Annotated in this window: 20 protein-coding genes and 3 tRNA genes; 9 read left to right on the plus strand and 14 right to left on the minus strand. The window is 71.8% G+C overall.

Features of this window, described 5'->3' with window-relative positions:
• Positions 1–36 precede the first annotated feature (36 nt).
• On the plus strand, positions 37–723 hold the full coding sequence (locus tag IW248_RS18660) for an IclR family transcriptional regulator (RefSeq protein ID WP_007456408.1): 687 nt from the start codon (positions 37–39) through the stop codon (positions 721–723).
• Positions 724–898: 175 nt separating this feature from the next.
• Here IW248_RS18660 and IW248_RS18665 read toward each other — a convergent pair.
• The 4 genes from IW248_RS18665 to IW248_RS18680 all read right to left on the minus strand — a co-directional run bounded on the left by IW248_RS18665 (position 899) and on the right by IW248_RS18680 (position 2315).
• A tRNA-Glu gene (locus tag IW248_RS18665) sits at positions 899–971 on the minus strand.
• Between the two features lie 153 nt (positions 972–1124).
• A tRNA-Glu gene (locus IW248_RS18670) sits at positions 1125–1197 on the minus strand.
• 134 nt (positions 1198–1331) lie between these two features.
• A tRNA-Gln gene (locus IW248_RS18675) sits at positions 1332–1403 on the minus strand.
• Positions 1404–1511: 108 nt separating this feature from the next.
• Positions 1512–2315, minus strand: coding sequence for a fumarylacetoacetate hydrolase family protein (locus IW248_RS18680; protein WP_124820298.1), 804 nt, complete (start codon positions 2313–2315; stop codon positions 1512–1514).
• A 175-nt stretch (positions 2316–2490) separates the two neighbouring features.
• On the opposite strand from IW248_RS18680, the gene IW248_RS18685 reads away from it, so the two are divergent.
• Both IW248_RS18685 and IW248_RS18690 read left to right on the plus strand, forming a co-directional pair.
• The gene (locus IW248_RS18685; RefSeq protein ID WP_196928014.1) at positions 2491–3933 is read left to right on the plus strand and encodes a hypothetical protein; all 1443 of its coding nucleotides are present in this window, start codon (positions 2491–2493) and stop codon (positions 3931–3933) included.
• Between the two features lie 34 nt (positions 3934–3967).
• Positions 3968–4834: a 3-methyladenine DNA glycosylase gene (locus IW248_RS18690; protein ID WP_196928015.1), complete on the plus strand. Its 867-nt coding sequence runs from the start codon at positions 3968–3970 to the stop codon at positions 4832–4834.
• 20 nt (positions 4835–4854) lie between these two features.
• Here the strand turns inward: IW248_RS18690 and arfB are convergent, their stop codons facing one another.
• From arfB to IW248_RS18725, 7 genes are all read right to left on the minus strand, one after another.
• Positions 4855–5280 carry an alternative ribosome rescue aminoacyl-tRNA hydrolase ArfB gene (arfB, locus tag IW248_RS18695; RefSeq protein WP_124820302.1) on the minus strand — a complete coding sequence of 142 codons (426 nt, stop codon included), beginning with the start codon at positions 5278–5280 and terminating at the stop codon, positions 4855–4857.
• Positions 5281–5314: 34 nt separating this feature from the next.
• On the minus strand, positions 5315–5611 hold the full coding sequence (locus IW248_RS18700; protein ID WP_124820303.1) for a hypothetical protein: 297 nt from the start codon (positions 5609–5611) through the stop codon (positions 5315–5317).
• Between the two features lie 99 nt (positions 5612–5710).
• Positions 5711–6565 (minus strand): S1C family serine protease, encoded by an 855-nt coding sequence (locus IW248_RS18705; RefSeq protein ID WP_196928016.1) that lies wholly within the window; start codon positions 6563–6565, stop codon positions 5711–5713.
• Between the two features lie 38 nt (positions 6566–6603).
• Entirely contained in the window at positions 6604–7563 is a 960-nt protein-coding gene (locus IW248_RS18710; protein WP_196928017.1) for a VWA domain-containing protein, read from the minus strand.
• The gene (locus tag IW248_RS18715) at positions 7560–8585 is read right to left on the minus strand and encodes a DUF58 domain-containing protein (RefSeq protein ID WP_196928018.1); all 1026 of its coding nucleotides are present in this window, start codon (positions 8583–8585) and stop codon (positions 7560–7562) included. Before IW248_RS18715 ends, IW248_RS18710 begins: the two co-directional genes overlap by 4 nt.
• Positions 8582–9631, minus strand: a complete 1050-nt coding sequence (locus IW248_RS18720; RefSeq protein WP_124815291.1) for an AAA family ATPase — start codon at positions 9629–9631, stop codon at positions 8582–8584. Before IW248_RS18720 ends, IW248_RS18715 begins: the two co-directional genes overlap by 4 nt.
• Positions 9632–9916: 285 nt before the next feature.
• On the minus strand, positions 9917–10426 hold the full coding sequence (locus tag IW248_RS18725) for a hypothetical protein (RefSeq protein WP_196928019.1): 510 nt from the start codon (positions 10424–10426) through the stop codon (positions 9917–9919).
• A 341-nt stretch (positions 10427–10767) separates the two neighbouring features.
• Here IW248_RS18725 and IW248_RS18730 point away from each other — a divergent pair, with 341 nt between their 5' ends.
• A complete protein-coding gene (locus tag IW248_RS18730; RefSeq protein WP_372432763.1) occupies positions 10768–11751 on the plus strand; it encodes an endonuclease/exonuclease/phosphatase family protein in 984 nt (327 codons plus the stop codon).
• A gap of 110 nt (positions 11752–11861) precedes the next feature.
• On the opposite strand, the gene cimA is transcribed toward IW248_RS18730, so the two are convergent.
• Positions 11862–13445, minus strand: a complete 1584-nt coding sequence (gene cimA / locus IW248_RS18735) for a citramalate synthase (protein ID WP_196928021.1) — start codon at positions 13443–13445, stop codon at positions 11862–11864.
• A gap of 317 nt (positions 13446–13762) precedes the next feature.
• On the opposite strand from cimA, the gene IW248_RS18740 reads away from it, so the two are divergent.
• The 4 genes from IW248_RS18740 to IW248_RS18755 are packed head-to-tail and all read left to right on the plus strand — an operon-like array spanning position 13763 to position 15841.
• Positions 13763–13939: a hypothetical protein gene (locus tag IW248_RS18740; protein ID WP_196928022.1), complete on the plus strand. Its 177-nt coding sequence runs from the start codon at positions 13763–13765 to the stop codon at positions 13937–13939.
• 2 nt (positions 13940–13941) lie between these two features.
• Positions 13942–14538, plus strand: a complete 597-nt coding sequence (gene ahpD / locus IW248_RS18745; RefSeq protein WP_196928023.1) for an alkylhydroperoxidase, AhpD family — start codon at positions 13942–13944, stop codon at positions 14536–14538.
• 18 nt (positions 14539–14556) lie between these two features.
• The gene (locus IW248_RS18750) at positions 14557–15015 is read left to right on the plus strand and encodes a PRC-barrel domain containing protein (protein ID WP_196928024.1); all 459 of its coding nucleotides are present in this window, start codon (positions 14557–14559) and stop codon (positions 15013–15015) included.
• Positions 15016–15070: 55 nt separating this feature from the next.
• Positions 15071–15841 carry a tyrosine-protein phosphatase gene (locus IW248_RS18755; RefSeq protein ID WP_307788068.1) on the plus strand — a complete coding sequence of 257 codons (771 nt, stop codon included), beginning with the start codon at positions 15071–15073 and terminating at the stop codon, positions 15839–15841.
• Between the two features lie 48 nt (positions 15842–15889).
• On the opposite strand, the gene IW248_RS18760 is transcribed toward IW248_RS18755, so the two are convergent.
• Both IW248_RS18760 and IW248_RS18765 read right to left on the minus strand, forming a co-directional pair.
• Positions 15890–16987: a branched-chain amino acid aminotransferase gene (locus IW248_RS18760; RefSeq protein ID WP_196928026.1), complete on the minus strand. Its 1098-nt coding sequence runs from the start codon at positions 16985–16987 to the stop codon at positions 15890–15892.
• Between the two features lie 163 nt (positions 16988–17150).
• Positions 17151–18182: a 3-isopropylmalate dehydrogenase gene (locus IW248_RS18765; RefSeq protein WP_196928027.1), complete on the minus strand. Its 1032-nt coding sequence runs from the start codon at positions 18180–18182 to the stop codon at positions 17151–17153.
• Between the two features lie 228 nt (positions 18183–18410).
• Here IW248_RS18765 and IW248_RS18770 point away from each other — a divergent pair, with 228 nt between their 5' ends.
• A complete protein-coding gene (locus IW248_RS18770) occupies positions 18411–19253 on the plus strand; it encodes an FAD:protein FMN transferase (protein ID WP_196928028.1) in 843 nt (280 codons plus the stop codon).
• Positions 19254–19361 lie beyond the last annotated feature (108 nt).

Here is a 19361-nt window from a genome sequence, read left to right on the forward strand (position 1 = left end):
ATTCTGGGAGGTAAGTTTCGGCTTGTGGGACACAGTATGAGCGGTGTCGGCGTTCTCGACAAGGCGGTGGTCATCCTGGCCGCCTGCGTCGACGGCGCCAGCCTGGCCGAACTCGTTGAACGCACCAAGCTGCCCCGGGCCACCGCACATCGCCTGGCCCAGGCCCTGGAGATCCACCGGATGCTGGTCCGGGACACCCAGGGCAGATGGCGGCCCGGCCCCCGGCTGGGCGAGTTGGCCAACGCCGCACCGGACGTTCTGCTGACCGCCGCCGAGCCACTGCTGGCCGCGTTACGCGACGCCACCGGTGAGAGCGCGCAGCTCTACCTGCGCCGCGCCGACGAGCGGATCTGCGTGGCCGCGGCGGAGCGCGCCAGCGGCCTACGGGACACCGTTCCGGTCGGCTCGGTCCTGCCGATGACGGCCGGCTCCGCGGCCCAGATCCTGCTCGCCTGGGAGCCGCCGGAGGCGGTGATGCCGCTACTGCCGCGCAGCAAGTTCACCGGCCGTACCCTCGCCGAGGTACGCCGCCGCGGCTGGGCGCAGAGCGTCGCCGAGCGGGAGGCCGGTGTGGCGAGCGTCTCCGCCCCGATCCGCGACCGCACGGGCCGGGTGATCGCCTCGGTCAGCATCTCCGGCCCGATCGAGCGCCTGGGCCGCCGCCCCGGCGAACGCCACGCCATGGCCGTAGTAAGAGCCGGCCAACGCCTGTCCGGCCTCTAACCCCACCCCCTCCCCCTCCACCCACCCCGCCTTGCCCGCGTTGATCATGGGGTTAGCGGCGCCGACATCGGCGTGTCGTGACGTTAACCTCATGATCAACCGCGAGACCGGGGTGGGGACGCGGGGTGGGGAACGAGAAAGGCTCATCTCGCTGAGCGAGATGAGCCTTTGGTTGTAGCCCCGACCGGATTCGAACCGGCGCTACCGCCTTGAGAGGGCGGCGTCCTGGGCCACTAGACGACGGGGCCAGAACTTTTCCGTTCACCACCCTCGCGGGCGGTACGACTGTAGTCTAGCGGCACCGTACCCGGGCACGAGCGCGGGGTGCGCGCCCGGCGGCGGGCCCTGCGGTGGACACGAAACAGCCCGCCTCACCAAGGTGAGACGGGCTGTGCACAATGTAGCCCCGACCGGATTCGAACCGGCGCTACCGCCTTGAGAGGGCGGCGTCCTGGGCCACTAGACGACGGGGCCAGAACAACTTTTGCTCCCCCACCTTAGCGGCGGAGGAGCTGCACTCTACCGAAGACCGCTCTCCGCCCCCGAAGGGGCGGAGTCGAACTCCGTCAGAATCCAGCGTCTGGAAATTCTCGCGAACTCCAGCAGCGCTGGGGTACCAGGACTCGAACCTAGACTAACTGAACCAGAATCAGTCGGGCTGCCAATTACCCCATACCCCATTGGCCCCTTGCGGTGCCGGGAGTGAACTTTACCCTCCCGGTGCCGAGAGGCCAAACCCGATCCCCCCGAACCACCCGTGAGCTGCGGAAACAGGGGAATCAGACGGATCAGGCGACGGGAACCACCGGGTTGGTGAGCTCGCCGATGCCGTCGATCCGCACGGTGACCGTATCCCCCTCGACAAGCGGGCTAACCCCGGCCGGAGTGCCGGTGAGAACGACGTCGCCGGGCAGCAGAGTCATCACGTGCGAGATGTACGACACCAGGCCCGGCACGTCGAAGACCATGTCCTTCGTCCGGCCGAGTTGGCGTACCTCCATCTCCTCCGGGTTGCGACCCACCTCACACCGGATCTCCAGGTCGGAGACGTCCAGCCCGGTGGTGATCCACGGGCCGATCGGGCAGAACGAGTCGAAGCCCTTGGCCCGGGTCCACTGCGCGTCCGAACGCTGGAGGTCCCGAGCGGTGACGTCGTTGGCGCAGGTGTAGCCGAAGATGGCGCGTTCGGCGGCGGCCCGGTCGGCGCGACGGGCACCCGGCGCCCCGATCACGACGGCCAACTCGGCCTCGTGCTCGACCTGCTTGGAGAAGATCGGCAGGCGGATGGCGTCCCGGGGGCCGATCACCGAGGTGGACGGCTTGAGGAAGAGCAGCGGCTCCTTGGGCACGTCGTTGCCGAGCTCGGCGGCGTGGTCGGCGTAGTTGCGACCGACACACACGACCTTGCTGGGCAGGATCGGCGAGAGTAGCCGAACGTCGGAAAGGGCCCACCGGGCCCCACTGAAGGAGAGTTTGCCGAACGGGTGGCCCTCGATCTCGGCGATGGTCAGGCCCTGCGGCCCGGCCTCCGGTTCGCCTTCGACGGCACCGAACGACATTCCCTTGGCATGGGCGAAACGAGCGATACGCACCCGGCCAATCTAGCCCGGCGGGCACCCCAACCGGCCAGGACCGGCGGTCGGGTGTGCTCAACCCGTCAGCGCGCGGGCACCCTAGCGGAGCTGGAGGTGACCGGGGCGGGCTTCCCGACTTCGTACCCGCACGGAGGCTGCTCGCCCCTAGCGTCGGCTCCGGAGGTTCGTTCGTATGCCTGCATCGACACGACACCACAGAGCCCTCGCAGTGTTCGTGCACTGCCTCGGCATCCTCGCCGCCGTGCCGGCCCTGCCGACGGCGGCTCCGGAGGCGGCGGCCGCGCCACGACCAGCGGCCGCCACACCACGACCAGCGGCGGCCACGCCACATCCAACAGCCGCCACACCACGACCAACGGCCGCCACACCAGAACCGGTGGCCACGAGGTCACCGGTGGCGATGGTCGCCCGGGTGACCGAGCCCACCCCGCCCTCGGCGCCACCGGCGCTGGCACCGCCCACCCGGGCACCGGCGTCGGCGCCCCCGCAACAGGTCACGGTGGCGGTCGCGACGGAGAGCAGCCCGGCACCGAGGTACCGGATCCAGGTGCGCAACGTGAGCAACTCGCCGCTGGAGACCACAGTGCGTCAGGAACTGCCGCCCGGCTCGTCGACGACCGCGATCAGCGGTGGAGGCCGGTCCACGCCGGCCAGCGGATCGACCACCGAGGTGACCTGGCGGCTACGGCTGCCCGCGCACAGCACGACCACGCTGGGGACCGCGCTCGCCGCGACCGCGCCGGGCCGGCCGTTGACCGCGCCGACCTGCGCGTTCACCAGTGACGGCAGCCGGCCGTACGACTGCGCTACGGCCACCTGGCAGGCGGCAGCCGCACCGGCGGCCGAGGTGACCGAGGCGCCGCCGTGGCGCCGCTACCCGGTGCTGCTCGCCGGACTGGCGGTCCTGCTGCTGATCAGTGCCGCCCTGGCGTGGGTGTGGCGGCGTCGGCGCGGGCGTCGGGTGACGGCTGCCGCACTGTCCACCGGCGGCGGTTCCGGGGGTGACCGCGGAACGATCTATCCGCGACCGGCAGCCCCGAACCCGGTGCGCCGTCGGCGTACCCCGCCGGTCTGGATGTTGGTGGGCGCCGCCGTCGTGGTGCTGGCCGGCGTGGTCGGCACCGCGGGTTGGACGGCGACCCGGCAGGTCGCGGCGATCGACACGCAGAAGCAGCCGACCAGCGGCGCGTGGACGGGCACCGGGGTCAACGGGTCGCTGGGCGTGCCGCTGCGCGAGTCGGCGTTCGAGTTCACCGTGTACCGGATGACCTGCGGCGCTCCCGGCACCGCCGGGAAGACCGCCGGCGGCGGTGCCCCACCGGCGAACGGTCGACGCTGCGAGGCCACAGTGGGTGTGCGCAACGTCACCGGCGACCACCAGCCCTGGCACAGCGAGCTGCAACGGGCGTACCTGCCCGGCGGGCGTTGGGTGAGCACCGACGAGTCGGCCACCCGGACGGCGAACCTGGGTCGGGATGTCTTCGCCGACCCGATGGCGGCGGGTACCCGGATGGTGCTCCCGCTGGTCTTCACCGTCGACGGGCGGGACCCGCCCCAGCAGCTGGAGTTGCGCAGCGGGGTGTTCTCCGCCGGCGTGCGGGTGCAGATGCCCTGACCTGTGTTTCGGGCGGCGGTCGTACCCTGGGTGGGTGACCGCCGCCCTCGCCCCCGCCGTGCTCGACGTGGCGCAGTGGCAGGCCCGCCGGCGGGCCCACGAGGAGCGGGTGGATGTCTGGCTGACGCCGCACCTGGCCCGGCGGCGACGCGGTGAGCGGCATCCGGTGGCCGACTTCCTGTTCACCTACTACTCGCACCGCCCGGCCCAGCTGCGTCGCTGGCATCCGGGGCCCGGGGTCGAGCTGCGCGACGCCGATCCGGCCGAGTTCGGCCGCGACTACCGCGCCGGCACCGCCGGGGTCACCCTCGACACCGATGGGGTACGCGAGCGGCGCGCCGAGTCGATCACCTGGATCCGCTCCCTGTTGACGGCGACGCGTGGACGGGCGCCGCACTTCGGCTGCTTCGGGATGCACGAGTGGGCGATGGTCTACCGGCAGACCAGGGAGGAGTTGCGGCACAACGCCTGGCCGCTGCGGCTGAGCGCGGAGCGCACCGCCGCGGTCGTCGAGGAGCGGGGCGTGCGGTGCAGCCACTTCGACGCGTTCCGGTTCTTCACACCGCCGGCCCGCCCGTTGAACCTGCTCACCCCGACCCGGGAGACGCAGCACGCGCACGAGCAGCCGGGCTGCCTGCACGCCAACATGGATCTGTACAAGTGGGCGTACAAGCTGTCGCCGTTGGTCTCCTCGGAGCTGGTGGCCGACGCGTTCGACCTGGCCCGAGACATCCGCACGCTGGACATGCGGGCCAGCCCGTACGACCTGGCGGCACTCGGCTACCCGCCGGTGCGGGTGGAGACTCCGGACGGCCGGGCGGAGTACGCGGCGGCGCAGCGCGCGTTCACCGAGCGGGCCGCGATGCTGCGCGACCGGCTGCTCGCCGCCGTCCCCGCCTGAGTCGGCGCCGGCGTCGGCGCCTAGTCGTCGTCGGCGCGGCGGTCCCGCTTGCGCTGCGACTGACGTTTCTTCTCGGCCAGCCGGCGTTCCTTGGCCCCACGGGACGGGCGGGTCGCTCGGCGGGTCGGAGGTGGCGGCGCGGCGGCCTCCCGCAGCAGGGCGGTCATCCGCGCCCGGGCCGCCTCCCGGTTGGCCAACTGGGCCCGGTGCTCGCTGGCGGCGATCGTCAGCACCCCGTCGACGAGGCGGTTGGCCAGCCGGTCCAGCGCCCGCGACCGCAGCCACTCGGGCACGGCCGGCGAGTTGGCCAGGTCGTAGCTCAGCTCGACGCGGGAGTCCGCGGTGTTCACACCCTGCCCGCCCGGCCCCGACGAACGGGAGAAGCGCTCCCGCAGCTCTCCGGCGGGGACGACCCACCGGTCGGTCACCCGCAGTCCGTCGTCCACGCCCCGAGGCTAACCCGCGACGACCCGCCAGGGGCTATCGGTGCGGAGGCTGGCTCTGGGTCGGTGACTGGCTGGGCGCCGGCCCGGCGGTCTCCTCGTCGGAGCCGACCGCCGCGTACGCGACCGCGCCGAAGAGCAGCAGCCCGATCACCGCAGCCTTCACGGCGACCCCACGGATCAGCGACCAGGCGCCCCGGCGGGCGCCTGGCACCGACTTCTTGACGGTCTGGTAATCGTTCCACCCGCGTCGTGCCCGGGCGTACGCCGACCCCACTGCACATCCGATGACCAGGCCCACCAGCAGGAGGACCGTGAGAAGAGGACGCTCCACCTCCGCCAGTATCCATACCGAGCGTAATATTTCCATGGTCCGATGCCGTCCGGCCGGATATCTGACAGTGGTGGCCCTCTATGCGGGCGTTCGGGCAGCTCAGCCGCCCTTGCCGATGATCGTGTCGGCGGTCTGCTGCACCTGGTCGATCGGGATGGCGAACCCGATGCCGATCGAGCCGTTTCCGTCGATGGTGGCGATGGCGGTGTTGACCCCGACCACCTCTCCGCGCGCGTTGACAAGTGGTCCGCCGGAGTTGCCGGGGTTGATGGACGCGTCGGTCTGCACCGCGCTGTGCCGGTTGTTGCCGAGCCGCACCTCGCGGTCCAGCGCGCTGACGATGCCGGCGGTGACCGTCCCCGCCAGACCGAGTGGCGAACCCACAGCGAGCACCGGCTCACCGACCCGGGTCGCGCCCGGCTTGGACAGGGGCAGCGGGGTGAGACCTGCCGATGCCGGCACCTTCAGCACCGCCAGGTCGCTGCGCGGCTCCCGTCCGACCACCTCGGCGGCGAACCGGCGGCCGTCGGGCAGCTCCACTGTCACCGGCCCGCCACCCCCCTTGGCGAGGATGTGGTCGTTGGTGATCAGGTGCTGCTGGTCGTCCACGGCGAAGCCGGAGCCGGTCGCGGACCGGCCGGTCGCACCGCCGGCCAGCACCGACACCACCCCGGGTACGGTCCGCTCGGCCGCGGTGACCAGCTCGGCCGGCACCGGGGCGGCGGACGCCGCGGCCGGTCCCCCAGCCCCGTCCCGGCCGGCCACCACCCCACCGGCGATGGCGCCGGAGACGGCGGAGAGCGCCACCACGGCCAGCGCGGCGAGCAGCCGTCGAGGCCGCCGCCCGCCCGGGTCGCGCTCGGGCGCGTCCCACCACCCGCGCCCGTCCGGGTCGAGTTCCGGCGAGATGAACCAGGGACCGCGCGGTTCGCCCAGTCCGGTCTGCACTGCCATGCGTACTCCTCACTGTCGACGTCAGTTGTGCGCGGCGGTCAGGGCAACCGGGAGAACCAGCGCATCGAGCCGGCGGCGGCACCCATCGCGAACACCAGTCCGAGGCCGATGAACCGGGCCGAGACGTCCTGCCGCTCGGTGCGGTAGCCGACCGAGCTGCCGATGTCGTCGTAGACGGCGCGCAGCTCGTCGGTGGTACTGGCCTCGTGGAACATGCCGCCGGTCTCCTCGGCGACCGCCTTGAGGGTCTGCCCGTCCACCGGCACCTGGATGGGCCGTCCACCGCGGTCGACGAACCCGGACGGTGTGCCGAACGAGATCGAGTGCACCGGCACCTCCGCCTTCACCGCTTCCGCCGCCGCCTCCATGGGGTCCATCCCGGAGGTGTTGGCACCGTCGGAGAGCAGGATGATCCGGGCCGGTGGGGTCTCCTTCGCGGCTTCGCTGTCCAGGCTCTTGACCGCGCCGAGTGAGGTGTTGATGGCCTCGCCGATAGCGGTGCCCTGCACGCCGGTGATGCCCTCGGCGAGCCGGTCGATCCCCTCGTCGAGGGCCTCCCGGTCGGTGCCCGGGGGCACCAGCACGGCGGCGCTGCCGGCGAACGCGACGAGACCCACGTTGAACTCGTCGGGCAGTCCCTCGACGAAGCGCCGGGCAGCTTCCTTCGCCGCGGCCAACCGGTCCGGTTCGACGTCGGTGGCGAGCATCGACGTGGAGACGTCCACCGCCACCATCACCGTGGCCCGCTCCCGGGGCACCCGGACCTCGGCGGTCGGGCGGGCGAAGCCGACCACGAGCAGCGCCAGCATGGCCAGGAAGAGTCCGGCCGGCACATGTCGACGCCAGGCCGGCCGCTGCGGTGCCACCCGGTCCAGCAGCCGCAGGTTGGTGAAGCGCACCGCGTACCGGCTGCGTCGCCGCTGCAGCACCAGGTACGCGACGACCAGGGCGAGCACGCCGAGCAGCAGCCAGAGTCGCAACGGCGACTGCCAGATCACGCGGCACCTCCCCGGGGCTGGCCGGCCGGCGCGGCGGCCATCCGACGCTGGGCGTGCACGTGCCTGACGATGTCCGCGCTCCAGTCCCCGTCGGTGCGCAGCGGCAGGTGGGTGGCCCCACTGCGGCGCAACGCCTGGTGGACCTGTTCGCGCTGGGCGGTGGCGGCCTCGGCGTACCGCTCGCGCAGCCCACGGTCCGATGTGCACACCTCGCGGTGCCGACCGGTCTCCGGGTCGACGAGCGTGATCAGGCCGACGTCCGGTAGTTCCAGCTCACGCGGATCGGTCACCTCGATCGCCAGCACCTGGTGCCGGACGGACAGCCGGCGCATGGTCCGTTCCCAGGGCGCCGCCTGGGCGGGTTCGTCGGGCAGGCCGTCGAGGAAGTCGGAGACCACCACGACCAGCCCCCGCCGGTTGGCGATCCGGTGCAGCGCGTCGAGCCCGTCGGCCAGGTCGGGTGGCCGGGCCGTCGGCCCCCGCCCCGGCCGGTCGGTGGGCGCGGTGGCACGCGGGGCGGCGAGCAGCGCGCGGAGCAGGGCAAGCAGATGGGTACGCCCGCTGCGGGCCGGAAAGCGGCGTACCCCGTCGGCGCGCAGCACCTGGGCGCCGAGGCGGTTGCCGATGCCCGCGGTCAGGAAACCGACAGCCGCGACGGCGGCCACCGCCAGTTCCCGTTTGTCCAGCTCGGCGGTGCCGAACTCCATGCTGGCGCTGCCGTCGACGAGCAGCCAGGTGGTCAGTTCCCGGTCGGCGTCGACCTGCCGGACGTGCGGCACGCCGGTCCGGGCCGTCACCGCCCAGTCCATCCGTCGGACCTCGTCCTCGCCCGGCCGGTACTCGCGACTGCCGGACGGTTCACTGCCCGGACCGGGCAGCAGACCGCGGTACTGGCCGTGTAGCAGGCCGTTCAGCCGGCGCGTGACGGTCAGCTCCAGGCGGCGCAGGCGTTGGTCGGGGGCCAGCTCGGCCAGGCCGGGGTCGGCGGGGGCGCTGGCCGACGCGACGTTCGCGCGTCTCATGCCGCCGCCAGATCCGGTGTCTGCTGCGGGTGTCCGGTGGCCAGCCGGGGCGGCGGCACCGCCTCGACGAGCCGTCGCACCACGCTCTCGGCCGACACCCCGTCGGCCACCGCGTCGAAGGAGAGCACCAGCCGGTGGGCGAGGACGTCGACGGCCAGCTCTCGGATGTCCTCGGGCAGCACGTACTCCCGCCCCCGCAGCAGGGCCTGTGCCCGGGCAGCCGCGACCAGGCCCAGGGTGGCCCGCGGGCTGGCCCCGTACGCCAGCAGCGGGGCGATCTCCGGCAACCCGAATCGGCCTGGATCGCGGGTGGCGAGGATCAGCCGCACCACGTACTCGGCCAACGCGTGGTGGACGAAGACCCGCTCGGCGTGGATCTGGAGGTCCCGCAGCCGTTGCGCGTCGAGCACTCGGCGCGGGCTCGGCCGGTCGGTGCTCATCCGGTAGAGGATGGCCAGTTCGTCGGCGTCGCTGGGGTAGTCGACCACCACCTTCATCAGGAACCGGTCACGCTGCGCCTCCGGGAGCTGGTAGACCCCCTCGGACTCGATCGGGTTCTGGGTGGCCAGCACCAGGAACGGCTCCGGGACCGGCCAGCTGCGCCCGCCGATCGAGACCTGCCGTTCGGCCATCGCCTCCAGCAGCGCCGACTGGACCTTGGCCGGGGCCCGGTTGATCTCGTCGGCCAGCACCAGGTTGGCCATGATCGGGCCCAACTCGATGTCGAAGGTCTCCTTGGACGCCCGGTAGATCCGGGTGCCGACGATGTCGGACGGCACCAGGTCCGGGGTGAACTGGATCCGGGAGAAGGTGCCGCCGACCACTGTCGCGAGGGTCTGCGCGGCCAGGGTCTTGGCCACGCCGGGTACCCCCTCCAGGAGGCAGTGTCCGTTGGCGACCAGGGCGGTGAGCAGGCGTTCGACGAGGCGATCCTGCCCGACGATCACGCGTTTGACCTCGAAGAGGGTCTGTTCCAGCTCGATGCCGGTCGGCTCCGGATCGACCGGGCTGGGCATGCTGGCCAGGGTGTCCGAGATGTCCGTCACGGTGCTTGCTTCCCTGGCACACGCTCGGCAAACGTGGGATTGTGCGGCAGGGACCGGCCCGGAGTGACCGGAATGGGGATGAGCTGCGCGGAAGGGTGACGACCGTCGCGAGCCTGCCGAGAGGCGGACAAGCGGCGGGTGACCGGCCAGCGGGCGCCCGATCGGCACGAACCGGTCGAGGAGAGCCAGACGCTTCCTGGGCCGCCGATCCGGGCGGGCGGCGCGGGCCGGGCAGACAGGGTCCGGCCCCCGCGCCGGAGGCGACGGGGGCCGGGTGTCGGTTGGTCAGGGTGTGTGGGTGAGCAGTGTGAAGCCCAGGTTGGCCGGCGTCCCGGCCGAGTTGCGGGTCTGCACGAAGACCGCGTTGGGTGTCAGCAGTCGCGGGGCGACCGAGACCTCGCCACCGGGCGGGATGCAGCAGGAGCCGGACAGGGAGAGGGTGGCCAGGAAGGCACCGGCCGAGACCGTGTGACCAAAGATCACCTCGTACTCCCCGACACCGTACTTGACCACGGTGCCGCCGCCGCGCGCCTTGGTGCCGTTGGAGTTGACGACTGTGAAGACGTTGGTGGCCACCAGTGGGGTGGCCGCACCCGCCTTCAGCGCGGCCTTCGCCAGACGCGCCGACTCGGCGCTGACCGGCGGCTGGGAGTTCGTGCCGCGTGCCGCCGGCTGGACGGCCTCCTGCGGCGCCTTCGCCGACGGCTGGGCGATAGCGATGCCCCCGCCGGCGAGACTGAGCGCCAGGACGGCGAACGTGACCGCCGCCACCTTACGTCGGAAGGATGTGCTCATGACAGGTCCCCCTTGTGTGACCGTGCGAATTCGGCCGACCCGCGGGGCGGGACGGATGACTGCCCATAAATAGGCTTACGACGACAGTTGGACGGGGGAAAGCTGCCTCGCTCACACCCGAAGAGATTGATTTCTCAGCAATCTGCATCCCATCTGAGCTGGGGTTACTACTCAGAGTTGCGTCGTTTAAGCCAGATGGAACGTAGCACCGGAAAAAGCCGCCAGTCAATAGTTGATCTCGCTTTTCCGGAGTGTCAACCAGCCGTCAGATAATTGTGAAATGTGAGCGCACCACCATTCATGAAATGGCTTCGCGGGGCCCGACTAGGATCACCGTCGTGATCGTCGACGCTCCACCCGCGCACCGAGGTGCCCGGCTCGGCACGGTGTTGTGCTGGCTTGCCGCCGTACCCACAGCCCTCTGGGCGGCCGTCCGGCTACTCGGCCTGGACCGGGGGCCGTTGGTACAGGCGCTCGCCTTCACGCCGTACGTCGCGGGCGTCAGCGTCCTGGTCCTGGCCCTCGCGCTCGCCCTACGGCGCTGGTGGCCGGCGGCGCTCGCGGCCCTGGCGGCGGTGGCGTTGCTCGGCACCGTCGCACCTCGGGCGCTGTCCAACTCTCAGCCGGCGGCGGCCGGGCCGACCGTGCGGCTGCTCACCGCCAATCTGCTCGCCGGTGCCGCCGACGCGCGGACGCTTGTGGAGCTGGTCCGGCGACACGAGGTGGACGTGCTCACCGTGCAGGAGTTCACACCGGACGCGCAGGCCGCCCTCGATCAGCTCGGCCTCGCCACGCTGCTGCCGCACCGGCAGCTCAACCCGGAGGTGGGCACCCCCGGCTCCGGGCTCTACTCGCGGTGGCCGATCACCGACGTCGGCGTCCGGCGCAACCTTGAGGGTTGGGGCTTCACCCAGGCGTACGCGACGGTGTCCGTCCCCGGCGGACCCCCGGTCCGGGTCGAGTCGGCCCACCCCTCGGCGCCCTACGCGCTGGACCAGGTGGGCGCCTGGCGAGCCGACCTGACCGCCCAACCAGCCGCCACCCCGGACGGTGGCCTGCGGATCCTCGCCGGGGATTTCAACGCGACCCTCGACCACAGTCCACTGCGGGCCCTGCTGCGCACCGGTTACGTCGACGCCGCCGACGCCACCGGGAAGGGCCTGACCGGCACCTGGGGTCCGTACGACGGTGACCTCATCCCACCGGTCACCATCGACCACGTCCTGGTCGACCACCGGATAGCGGTCCGCTCGGTGAAGGTGCTGAACCTCCCCAACACCGACCACCGCCCCGTCCAAGCCACCCTCACCCTCCCCACCCCCTAAACCCCGCCCCCGCCCCGTCGATCTTGCACTTTCTGTCCCAGCATCAGCGACAAAAGCCTCATAATGCCAACACAAAGTGCAAGATCGCGAGGGTGGGGTTGGGGTGGGGGTTAGACAGTGGTGGGGGCCAGGCCGTAGGTGAGGGCGTCTACCAGGGCGTGCCAGCTGGCCTCGACCACGTTGGGGTGGACGCCGACCGTGGTCCAGTCTCGGCCGCTGCTGTCGGAGGTTTCCAGCAGGACCCGGGTGACCGCGCCGGTGCCGTGGCTGCCCTCCAGGATGCGCACCTTGTAGTCGGCCAACTCGAAGTCGCGCAGCTGTGGGTAGTGCCGCGCCAGCCCCACCCGCAGCGCCTCGTCGAGTGCGTTGACCGGGCCGTTGCCCTCGGCGGTGGCGATCACCCGCTCACCGCGGACCCGGATCTTGACGGTCGCCTCGGAGACCACCGCGCCGTCCTCGCGGTGCTCGACCAACACCCGGTACGACTCCAGCTTGAACGGTCGGGCCGGGCTGCCCTCCGGCAGCTCGGAGCGGACCAGCAACTCGAAGGACGCGTCGGCCGCCTCGAAGGACCAGCCACCCGCCTCCAACTCCTTGACCCGCTTGGTGACCCGGGTCAGGGCGTCCGGGCTGCCGGCCAGGTCCAGGCCGAGCTCGCGGCTCTTGAGCTCGACGCTGGCCCGACCGGCCATCTCGGTGATCAGGATCCGCATGTCGTTGCCCACCACCGACGGGTCGACGTGGTTGTAGAGCAACGGGTCGACCTTGATCGCGCTCGCGTGCAACCCCGCCTTGTGGGCGAAGGCAGCGGCCCCGGCGTACGCCTGGTGGGTGTCGGGGGCGATGTTGGCGATCTCGGCGATGGCGTGCGAGACCCGCACCATCTGCGCCAGGCAGCCCTCCGGTAGGACGGGCATGCCCAGCTTGAGTTGGAGGTTGGCGACGACCGCGAAGATGTCGGCGTTGCCCGGGCGTTCGCCGTACCCGTTGGCGGTGCCCTGCACGTGGCGGACGCCCGCCTCCACGGCGGCGATCGTGTTGGCCACCGCGCAGGCGGTGTCGTTCTGGGCGTGGATGCCGAGCAGCCCGGCGTCGATCCCCAGCTTGTCGGTCAGGTCGAGGACCGCGGCGGTCACCTGGGACGGCAGCATGCCGCCGTTGGTGTCGCAGAGCACCATCCGCTCGGCGCCGGCGGCGAGCGCGGTCTGCACCACGGCCGCGCTGTACGCGGGGTCGTGCCGGTAGCCGTCGAAGAAGTGTTCGCCGTCGACGAAGACCCGTCGGCCCTCGCGGACGAGGTGGCTGACGGTGTCGTGGATCATCGCCAGGTTCTCCGCGCCGGTGGTACGCAGGGCGCGCTCGACGTGCCGGGAGTGGGCCTTGGCGACCAGGGCCACCGCCGGGGTCTGCGCGTCCAGCAGGGCGCGCACCTGGGGGTCGTCGGCGACCGGAACACCGGCCTTGCGGGTGGCGCCGAACGCGACGAGTACGGCGTGCCGCAGGTCCAGCTCGGTCCGGGCGCGGCGGAAGAACTCGGTGTCCTTGGGCACCGCGCCCGGCCAGCCGCCCTCGATGAAGCCGACGCCGAACTCGTCGAGCAGCCGGGCCACGGCCAGCTTGTCGACCACCGAGTAGGTGAGCCCCTCGCGCTGGGCGCCGTCGCGCAACGTGGTGTCGAAGACCTGGAACGTCATCAGGATCCTTTCTCGGAGCAACAAAAAGACCTCCCGCGGATGCGGGAGGTCTGCGCGCTCGGCAGAGGGGAGGGCCGGCGCGCTAGGTCGCAATAATCAGGACGGTGCTGGTCACGCTCGCCACTCTGCCACCCCTCCCCCGAATGTGGGAGGAACAATCCACATGGCGGGATGGTGACTGAGGGTTCGTTCACCCCGAACCGCCGCTCGTGATCGGCTTCACAAGCCCACCAGGCCACTCAACGGCGCAAACAGCTATGCGGAAGCATCGGCAACGGATCCAATGATGGCCACCGTGCCGTCTGCAAGGAGGACCTGTGCTCACCGTCAGTGACCGCTTACCTGAGCACGGACTCACCGCCTGCGGATCGCTGGGCGCCAACAACGCGTCCAAGACAACCAGCCACACGTCCCACGAGGGCACGTGGCGTGTGGTCTTCGTCGGGCCGATGGACTTCGTCTCCATCAGCCCGACGGAGATCGCCGGGGTTTGATCATGGGTCTGGACGCGATCAAGGCGGCCCTGCCCGACTACGCCAAGGACATCCGGCTCAACCTGGGCTCCACCATCGGCGCCTCGACGTTGACCCCCGCGCAGACCTGGGGCACGGCACTTGCCTGTGCGGTGGCCGCCCGTAACCCGGTGGTACTGCGGGAGATCGCGGCCGACGCGCTCGGGCACCTCGGGCCGGAGGGTGTCGAGGCGGCCAAGGGCGCCGCGGCGATCATGGCGATGAACAACATCTACTACCGGGCCAAGCACCTCATCGGCGACGACCAGTACGCCTCGATGCCAGCCCGCCTTCGGATGCAGATCATCGCGAGGCCGGGGGTGGACAAGGGCGACTTCGAGCTCTGGTGTTTCGCCGTGTCGGCCATCAACGGCTGCGGGGTGTGCCTGGAGTTGCACGAGAAGAAGCTGCGCGGCAGCGGCTTCACCAGGGAGCAGCTGCACGAGGCCCTACGGATCTCCGCCGTGGTGCACGCCGCGGCGGTCACCCTGGACGCCGAGGCCGCACTGCGCCTCGACCTCTCACCGTTTCCGGCCCCCGACGGCCGGGTAGCTCCTGCGGAGACACGATCTGATCGGTGACAGTCAGGAGTGAACGGCATGGACAGGATCGATCCGCACGCCACCCACGCCGGGCCGGACCCGCTGCGCGGCGGCGACCAGGGCTCGGTGCCCGGCGGCGCGCCGGCCGGCACGTTCGACCCCTGGCGCTACCGCGACCAGGCCGGCGTGGCCGACGCCGACCTGGTCGGCTACAAGGTCGAGGCCAGCGACGGTGGAATCGGCAAGATCGACAGCGCCAGCCACGAGGTGGACGGCAGCTACCTGGTCGTGGACACCGGGCCATGGATCTTCGGCAAGAAGGTGATGCTGCCGGCCGGCACCGTCAACCAGGTCGACCACGACCAGCGCACCGTCTCCGTCGACCGGACCCGGGACCAGATCAAGGCCGCCCCGGAGTACGACGAGACCACCCACAGCGACCCGAGCTACCGGGATCAGCTGGGTGGCTACTACGACGAGACGTACGGCGCGCTCCCGCCCGGCACGGCACGGTGACCGTTCGACCCGATGGCCGGTGGGGCACTGTCCCACCGGCCGTTACCGTGTGAACGTGGACGCCACCGAGGACAACCTCCCGCTTTCGCTCCCCGCCACCTTCAACTTCCGCGACGTCGGTGGCTACCTCGGCCACGACGACCGATCCGTACGCCGAGGCCGGCTCTACCGCTCCGACTCGCTGCACCGCCTCACTGAGCAGGACCGGGACGCGTTCGCCGCGATCGGGATCCGCACCGTCATCGACCTGCGCCGCCCCACCGAGGTGGAGCGGGACGGCCGGGTGCCTGCGTACCAGGGGCTGACCTACCGGCACATCCACCCGGAGCACGCCGACTGGGCGGGTACGCCGCACGAGGAGGGCGCGAGCCTCGCCCAGTACCTCGCGGACCGGTACGCCGACCTGGCCCAGACCGGCACCGCCGGGCTGGCGGAGGCGGTCGGGCTGATCGCCGACTCCGCCAACGCCCCGGTGGTGGTGCACTGCGTCGCCGGCAAGGACCGCACCGGCATGGTCTGCGCGCTGACCCTCGCCGTGCTCGGCGTCGACGACGCGGACATCACCGCGGACTACGCGTTGAGCAGTGCGGCGTCGGCCCGGTACAGCGCCTGGTTGGCCTCCGTCACCCCGGGCGGTGTGGACGTGCCGGCGCCGTTTTTGAGCTCACCCGCCGAGGCGATGCAGATCTTCCTGAACGAGTTGCGCGAGGGGCACGGCTCGGTCGAGGCGTACCTGCGTCACGCCGGGGTGACCGACGAGCAGCTCGCGGCGCTCCGCGACCACCTGCTCGACGAGCCCACCAGGGCGAAGTCCACCGACGCGTAGGCCGCGCGCCGGCCCGTCCACATGGACGGGCCGGCGCGGCGACGGAGGTCAGAGGACCCGCTGCACCCAGCCGTGCGGGTCGGCCGCCTTGCCACGCTGGATGTCGACCAGCTGCTGACGCAGGGCCATGGTGACCCGGCCGGGCTCGCCACCACCGATCAGGAACTCGCCGTCCGGGAAGCGGACCCCACCGATCGGGGTGACCACCGCGGCGGTGCCGCAGGCGAACACCTCCCGGAGGCGACCGCTGGCGGCGTCGGCCTGCCAGTCGGCGAAGCTGACCGCCCGCTCCTCGACCGGGTGCCCGGCCTCCCCGGCCAACGTGAGGATGGCGTCGCGGGTGATGCCCGGCAGGATCGTGCCGCCCAGCGGCGGGGTGACCACCGTGTCGTCGTCGTAGACGAAGAAGACGTTCATGCCGCCCAGCTCGTCGACGTACCGGCGCTCCACCGCGTCCAGGAAGACGACCTGGTCGCACCCGGCCTCGATGGCCTCCGCCTGGGCCGCCAGCGACGCGGCGTAGTTGCCGCCGCACTTGGCCGCGCCGGTGCCGCCGGGCGCCGCCCGGGTGTAGTCCGGGGAGACCCAGACGGTGACCGGCTTGACGCCACCGGTGAAGTACGAGCCGGCCGGTGAGGCGATCACCAGGTAGAGGTACTCGTTGGCCGGGCGGACGCCGAGGAAGACCTCGCTGGCGAACATGAACGGTCGCAGGTAGAGGCTGCCGTCCTCGCCGGTGGGGATCCACTCCTGGTCGATCTCGATGAGCTTGTGCAACGAGTCGACGAACACCTCCGGCGGCAGCTCCGGCATCGCCATCCGCTGCGCGGAGGTGACGAAGCGAGCCGCGTTGGCGTCCGGCCGGAACATCGTCACGCCGCCGTCGGCGGTCCGGTACGCCTTCAACCCCTCGAAGATCTCCTGCGCGTAGTGCAGCACCGCGCTGGCCGGGTCCATCGGGATCGGCCCACGGGCCTCCACCCGGGCGTCGTACCAGCCCTTGCCGTCGGCGTAGCGGACGGTGACCATGTGGTCGGTGAAGACGCGGCCGAAACCCGGGTTGGCCAGCAGGGCGGCCCGGTCGGCGGCGGATACCGGTGCGGGATTCGGACGGATCTCGAAGTCGAGCTTGTCACCACCGCTCATCGCGCTGACCTCCCTGCGGAACAACGGCATGCGGGACCGCACACCGACATGGCTGTGCCAGAAACTTACCCCGAACGGTCGTTCAGAAGGTAGCGCCGGTCGGGCGAGGCGGACAGCCCCGGGCAGACCGACGCCGGGTCGGTCGCCCCTCGGGCCGGGACGGTCAGGCTACGGCGTTGGCCGCGAGCCGGTCGCCGACCTCTTCGGTACGCAGCGTTACGCCCGGAACCCGGCTGGCCAGCTCGGCGGCGACCGCCGCATTGACCCGGGCGGCGGACTCGCTGTGCCCGAGCTGCTCCAGCAGCAACGCGGCGGAGAGCACCGCGGCGACCGGGTCGGCGATGCCCTGCCCGGCGATGTCCGGCGCCGAGCCGTGCACCGGCTCGAACATCGAGGGGTACGCCCCTTCGGGGTTGATGCAGCCGCTGGCGGCCAGCCCGATGCCGCCGGTGACGGCCGCGGCGATGTCGGTGAGGATGTCGCCGAAGAGGTTGTCGGTGACCACCACGTCGTAGCGCTGCGGCTGGGTGACAAGGAACATGGCCGCCGCGTCGACGTGCTGGTACTCGGTGTCGATGTCCGGGTGTTCGGCGGCGACCGCGTCGAACGTACGGGCCCAGAGCGAACCGGCGTGGGTGAGCACGTTGGTCTTGTGCACGAGGGTGACCTTGCGCCGCTCCCGGCGAGCGGCGCGGGCGAACGCGTCGCGGATCACCCGCTCCACGCCGTGCCGGGTGTTCAGGCTCTCCTCCGTGGCGACCTCGGCCGGGGTGTCCCGGTGCAGGGAACCACCGGCGCCGGCGTAGAGCCCCTCGGTGCCCTCGCGCACCACCACGAGGTCGACCTCGCCCGGCTTCACGTTGCCCAGCGGGCCGGCGACCCCGGGCCAGAGCCGGGACGGGCGCAGGTTGACGTACTGGTCGAAGGCGAAGCGGAGCTTGAGCAGCAGCCCCCGCTCCAGCACGCCCGGCGGAACCGTCGGGTCACCGACCGCGCCGAGCAGGATCGCGTCGTGTCCGGCCAGCTCGGCCAGCACCGAGTCGGGCAGCACCTCTCCGGTACGGTGCCAGCGGGCGGCACCGAGGTCGTATTCGGTGGCCTGCACATCGGGCAGCACCGCGTCGAGGACCTTGCGGGCCTGCGCGACCACCTCGGGCCCGATGCCGTCTCCGGCCACCACCGCGATCCGCGCCACGACCGCACTCCTCTGCTCAACGGTTCCGTACCCGGCAACGGTACGTCGCCGTCCCGCCTCCCGGTACGCGGCGTCCACCATTTGGGAGGCGGAATGCACAGCACCCTCTCAGCTGGGACTCATGGGGCGGTCATCTCCGCTGCCTACCGTAGTGCTCAGTGGGTCGCGGGGGCCCGCTGACCAACTGGGTCGCGATGACGCGGCGCCATGTGCGAGGGGGCAGATGCGATGCGCATCGACGAGCAGCCACGGACCCGCTGGCCGGACCCGTCCGCGTTCCGCAACCGCCGGCCGGACCTTCGACTCGGCAGCCGCCGGCACCGGATCGACCCGGCCGCCGCCACCGAGGGCCGGATCGCGGTGCAGCACACCGTACGCACCGCGACCGCCGAGTACACCCTCCTGCTCAACGCCCCCGAGTGGCTCGGCCGCCGGGGTGTGGGCGAGGCGCTGCGGGACAGCGTCGCCGAGCTGCGTGCCATCGACCTCACCTACGGCCCCAACCGACCGGAGAGTCTGGTCTCCCGGCTGCGTCGGGGCGAGATCAGCCCCGACTCGTACCCTCCGCTCGCCGATCTGGTGGACCGCTGCGCGGCGATGCGCGCGGCCACCGACGGGTGGTTCGACGCCTGGGCGGTGCCCGGCGGCTTCGACCCGGGCGGGATGCTCGGCGGTTGGGCTGTGGAACGCGCCGCCGAGCGGCTGCGCACCGCCGGCATCCACGACTACGCCGTACTCGCCGGCGCTGACCTGGTCGTCCGGGGCCGCGCGCCGCACGGCGGACCCTGGCGGGTCGCGGTGCACCACCCGACCGCGCCCGAGCGCGCGCCGCTGGTGCTGGAGATGACCGCCGGCGCGGTCGGCACCTCCGGGGTGACCGGGCGGCAGGGGCACGTGGTGGACCCGCACACCGGTGAGCCGGCCGACCACCTCGTCGCCGCCACAGTCGTGGGCCCCGACCTGGCGATCGCCGACGCCTACGCCACCGCGCTCTACGCCGCCGGCCCCACCGGCCTGGCGTGGTTCCGGGGCAACTCCGACTATCGCGCGCTCTTCGCACACCGTCGCTGAGCTGGTCGAGCCGCGATCGGCCCCCACGGTCTCGGCAACGACAGTGGGGGCCGGTCAGCGACGAGTGCGCGTGGCTCGCACAACCGAGGGGTGCGGACCGGTCGGGCC

Source organism: Micromonospora ureilytica (genome assembly GCF_015751765.1).
In the GTDB taxonomy this organism is placed as follows: domain Bacteria; phylum Actinomycetota; class Actinomycetes; order Mycobacteriales; family Micromonosporaceae; genus Micromonospora; species Micromonospora ureilytica.

Coding starts and splice junctions, on each gene's coding strand:
- IW248_RS18660 (WP_007456408.1), top strand. CDS start 37: ATGAGCGGTGTCGGCGTTCTCGACAAGGCGGTGGTCATCCTGGCCGCC.
- IW248_RS18685 (WP_196928014.1), top strand. CDS start 2,491: ATGCCTGCATCGACACGACACCACAGAGCCCTCGCAGTGTTCGTGCAC.
- IW248_RS18705 (WP_196928016.1), bottom strand. CDS start 6,565: ATGGCAGTGCAGACCGGACTGGGCGAACCGCGCGGTCCCTGGTTCATC.
- IW248_RS18715 (WP_196928018.1), bottom strand. CDS start 8,585: ATGAGACGCGCGAACGTCGCGTCGGCCAGCGCCCCCGCCGACCCCGGC.
- IW248_RS18725 (WP_196928019.1), bottom strand. CDS start 10,426: ATGAGCACATCCTTCCGACGTAAGGTGGCGGCGGTCACGTTCGCCGTC.
- cimA (WP_196928021.1), bottom strand. CDS start 13,445: ATGACGTTCCAGGTCTTCGACACCACGTTGCGCGACGGCGCCCAGCGC.
- ahpD (WP_196928023.1), top strand. CDS start 13,942: ATGGGTCTGGACGCGATCAAGGCGGCCCTGCCCGACTACGCCAAGGAC.
- IW248_RS18750 (WP_196928024.1), top strand. CDS start 14,557: ATGGACAGGATCGATCCGCACGCCACCCACGCCGGGCCGGACCCGCTG.
- IW248_RS18760 (WP_196928026.1), bottom strand. CDS start 16,987: ATGAGCGGTGGTGACAAGCTCGACTTCGAGATCCGTCCGAATCCCGCA.
- IW248_RS18770 (WP_196928028.1), top strand. CDS start 18,411: ATGCGCATCGACGAGCAGCCACGGACCCGCTGGCCGGACCCGTCCGCG.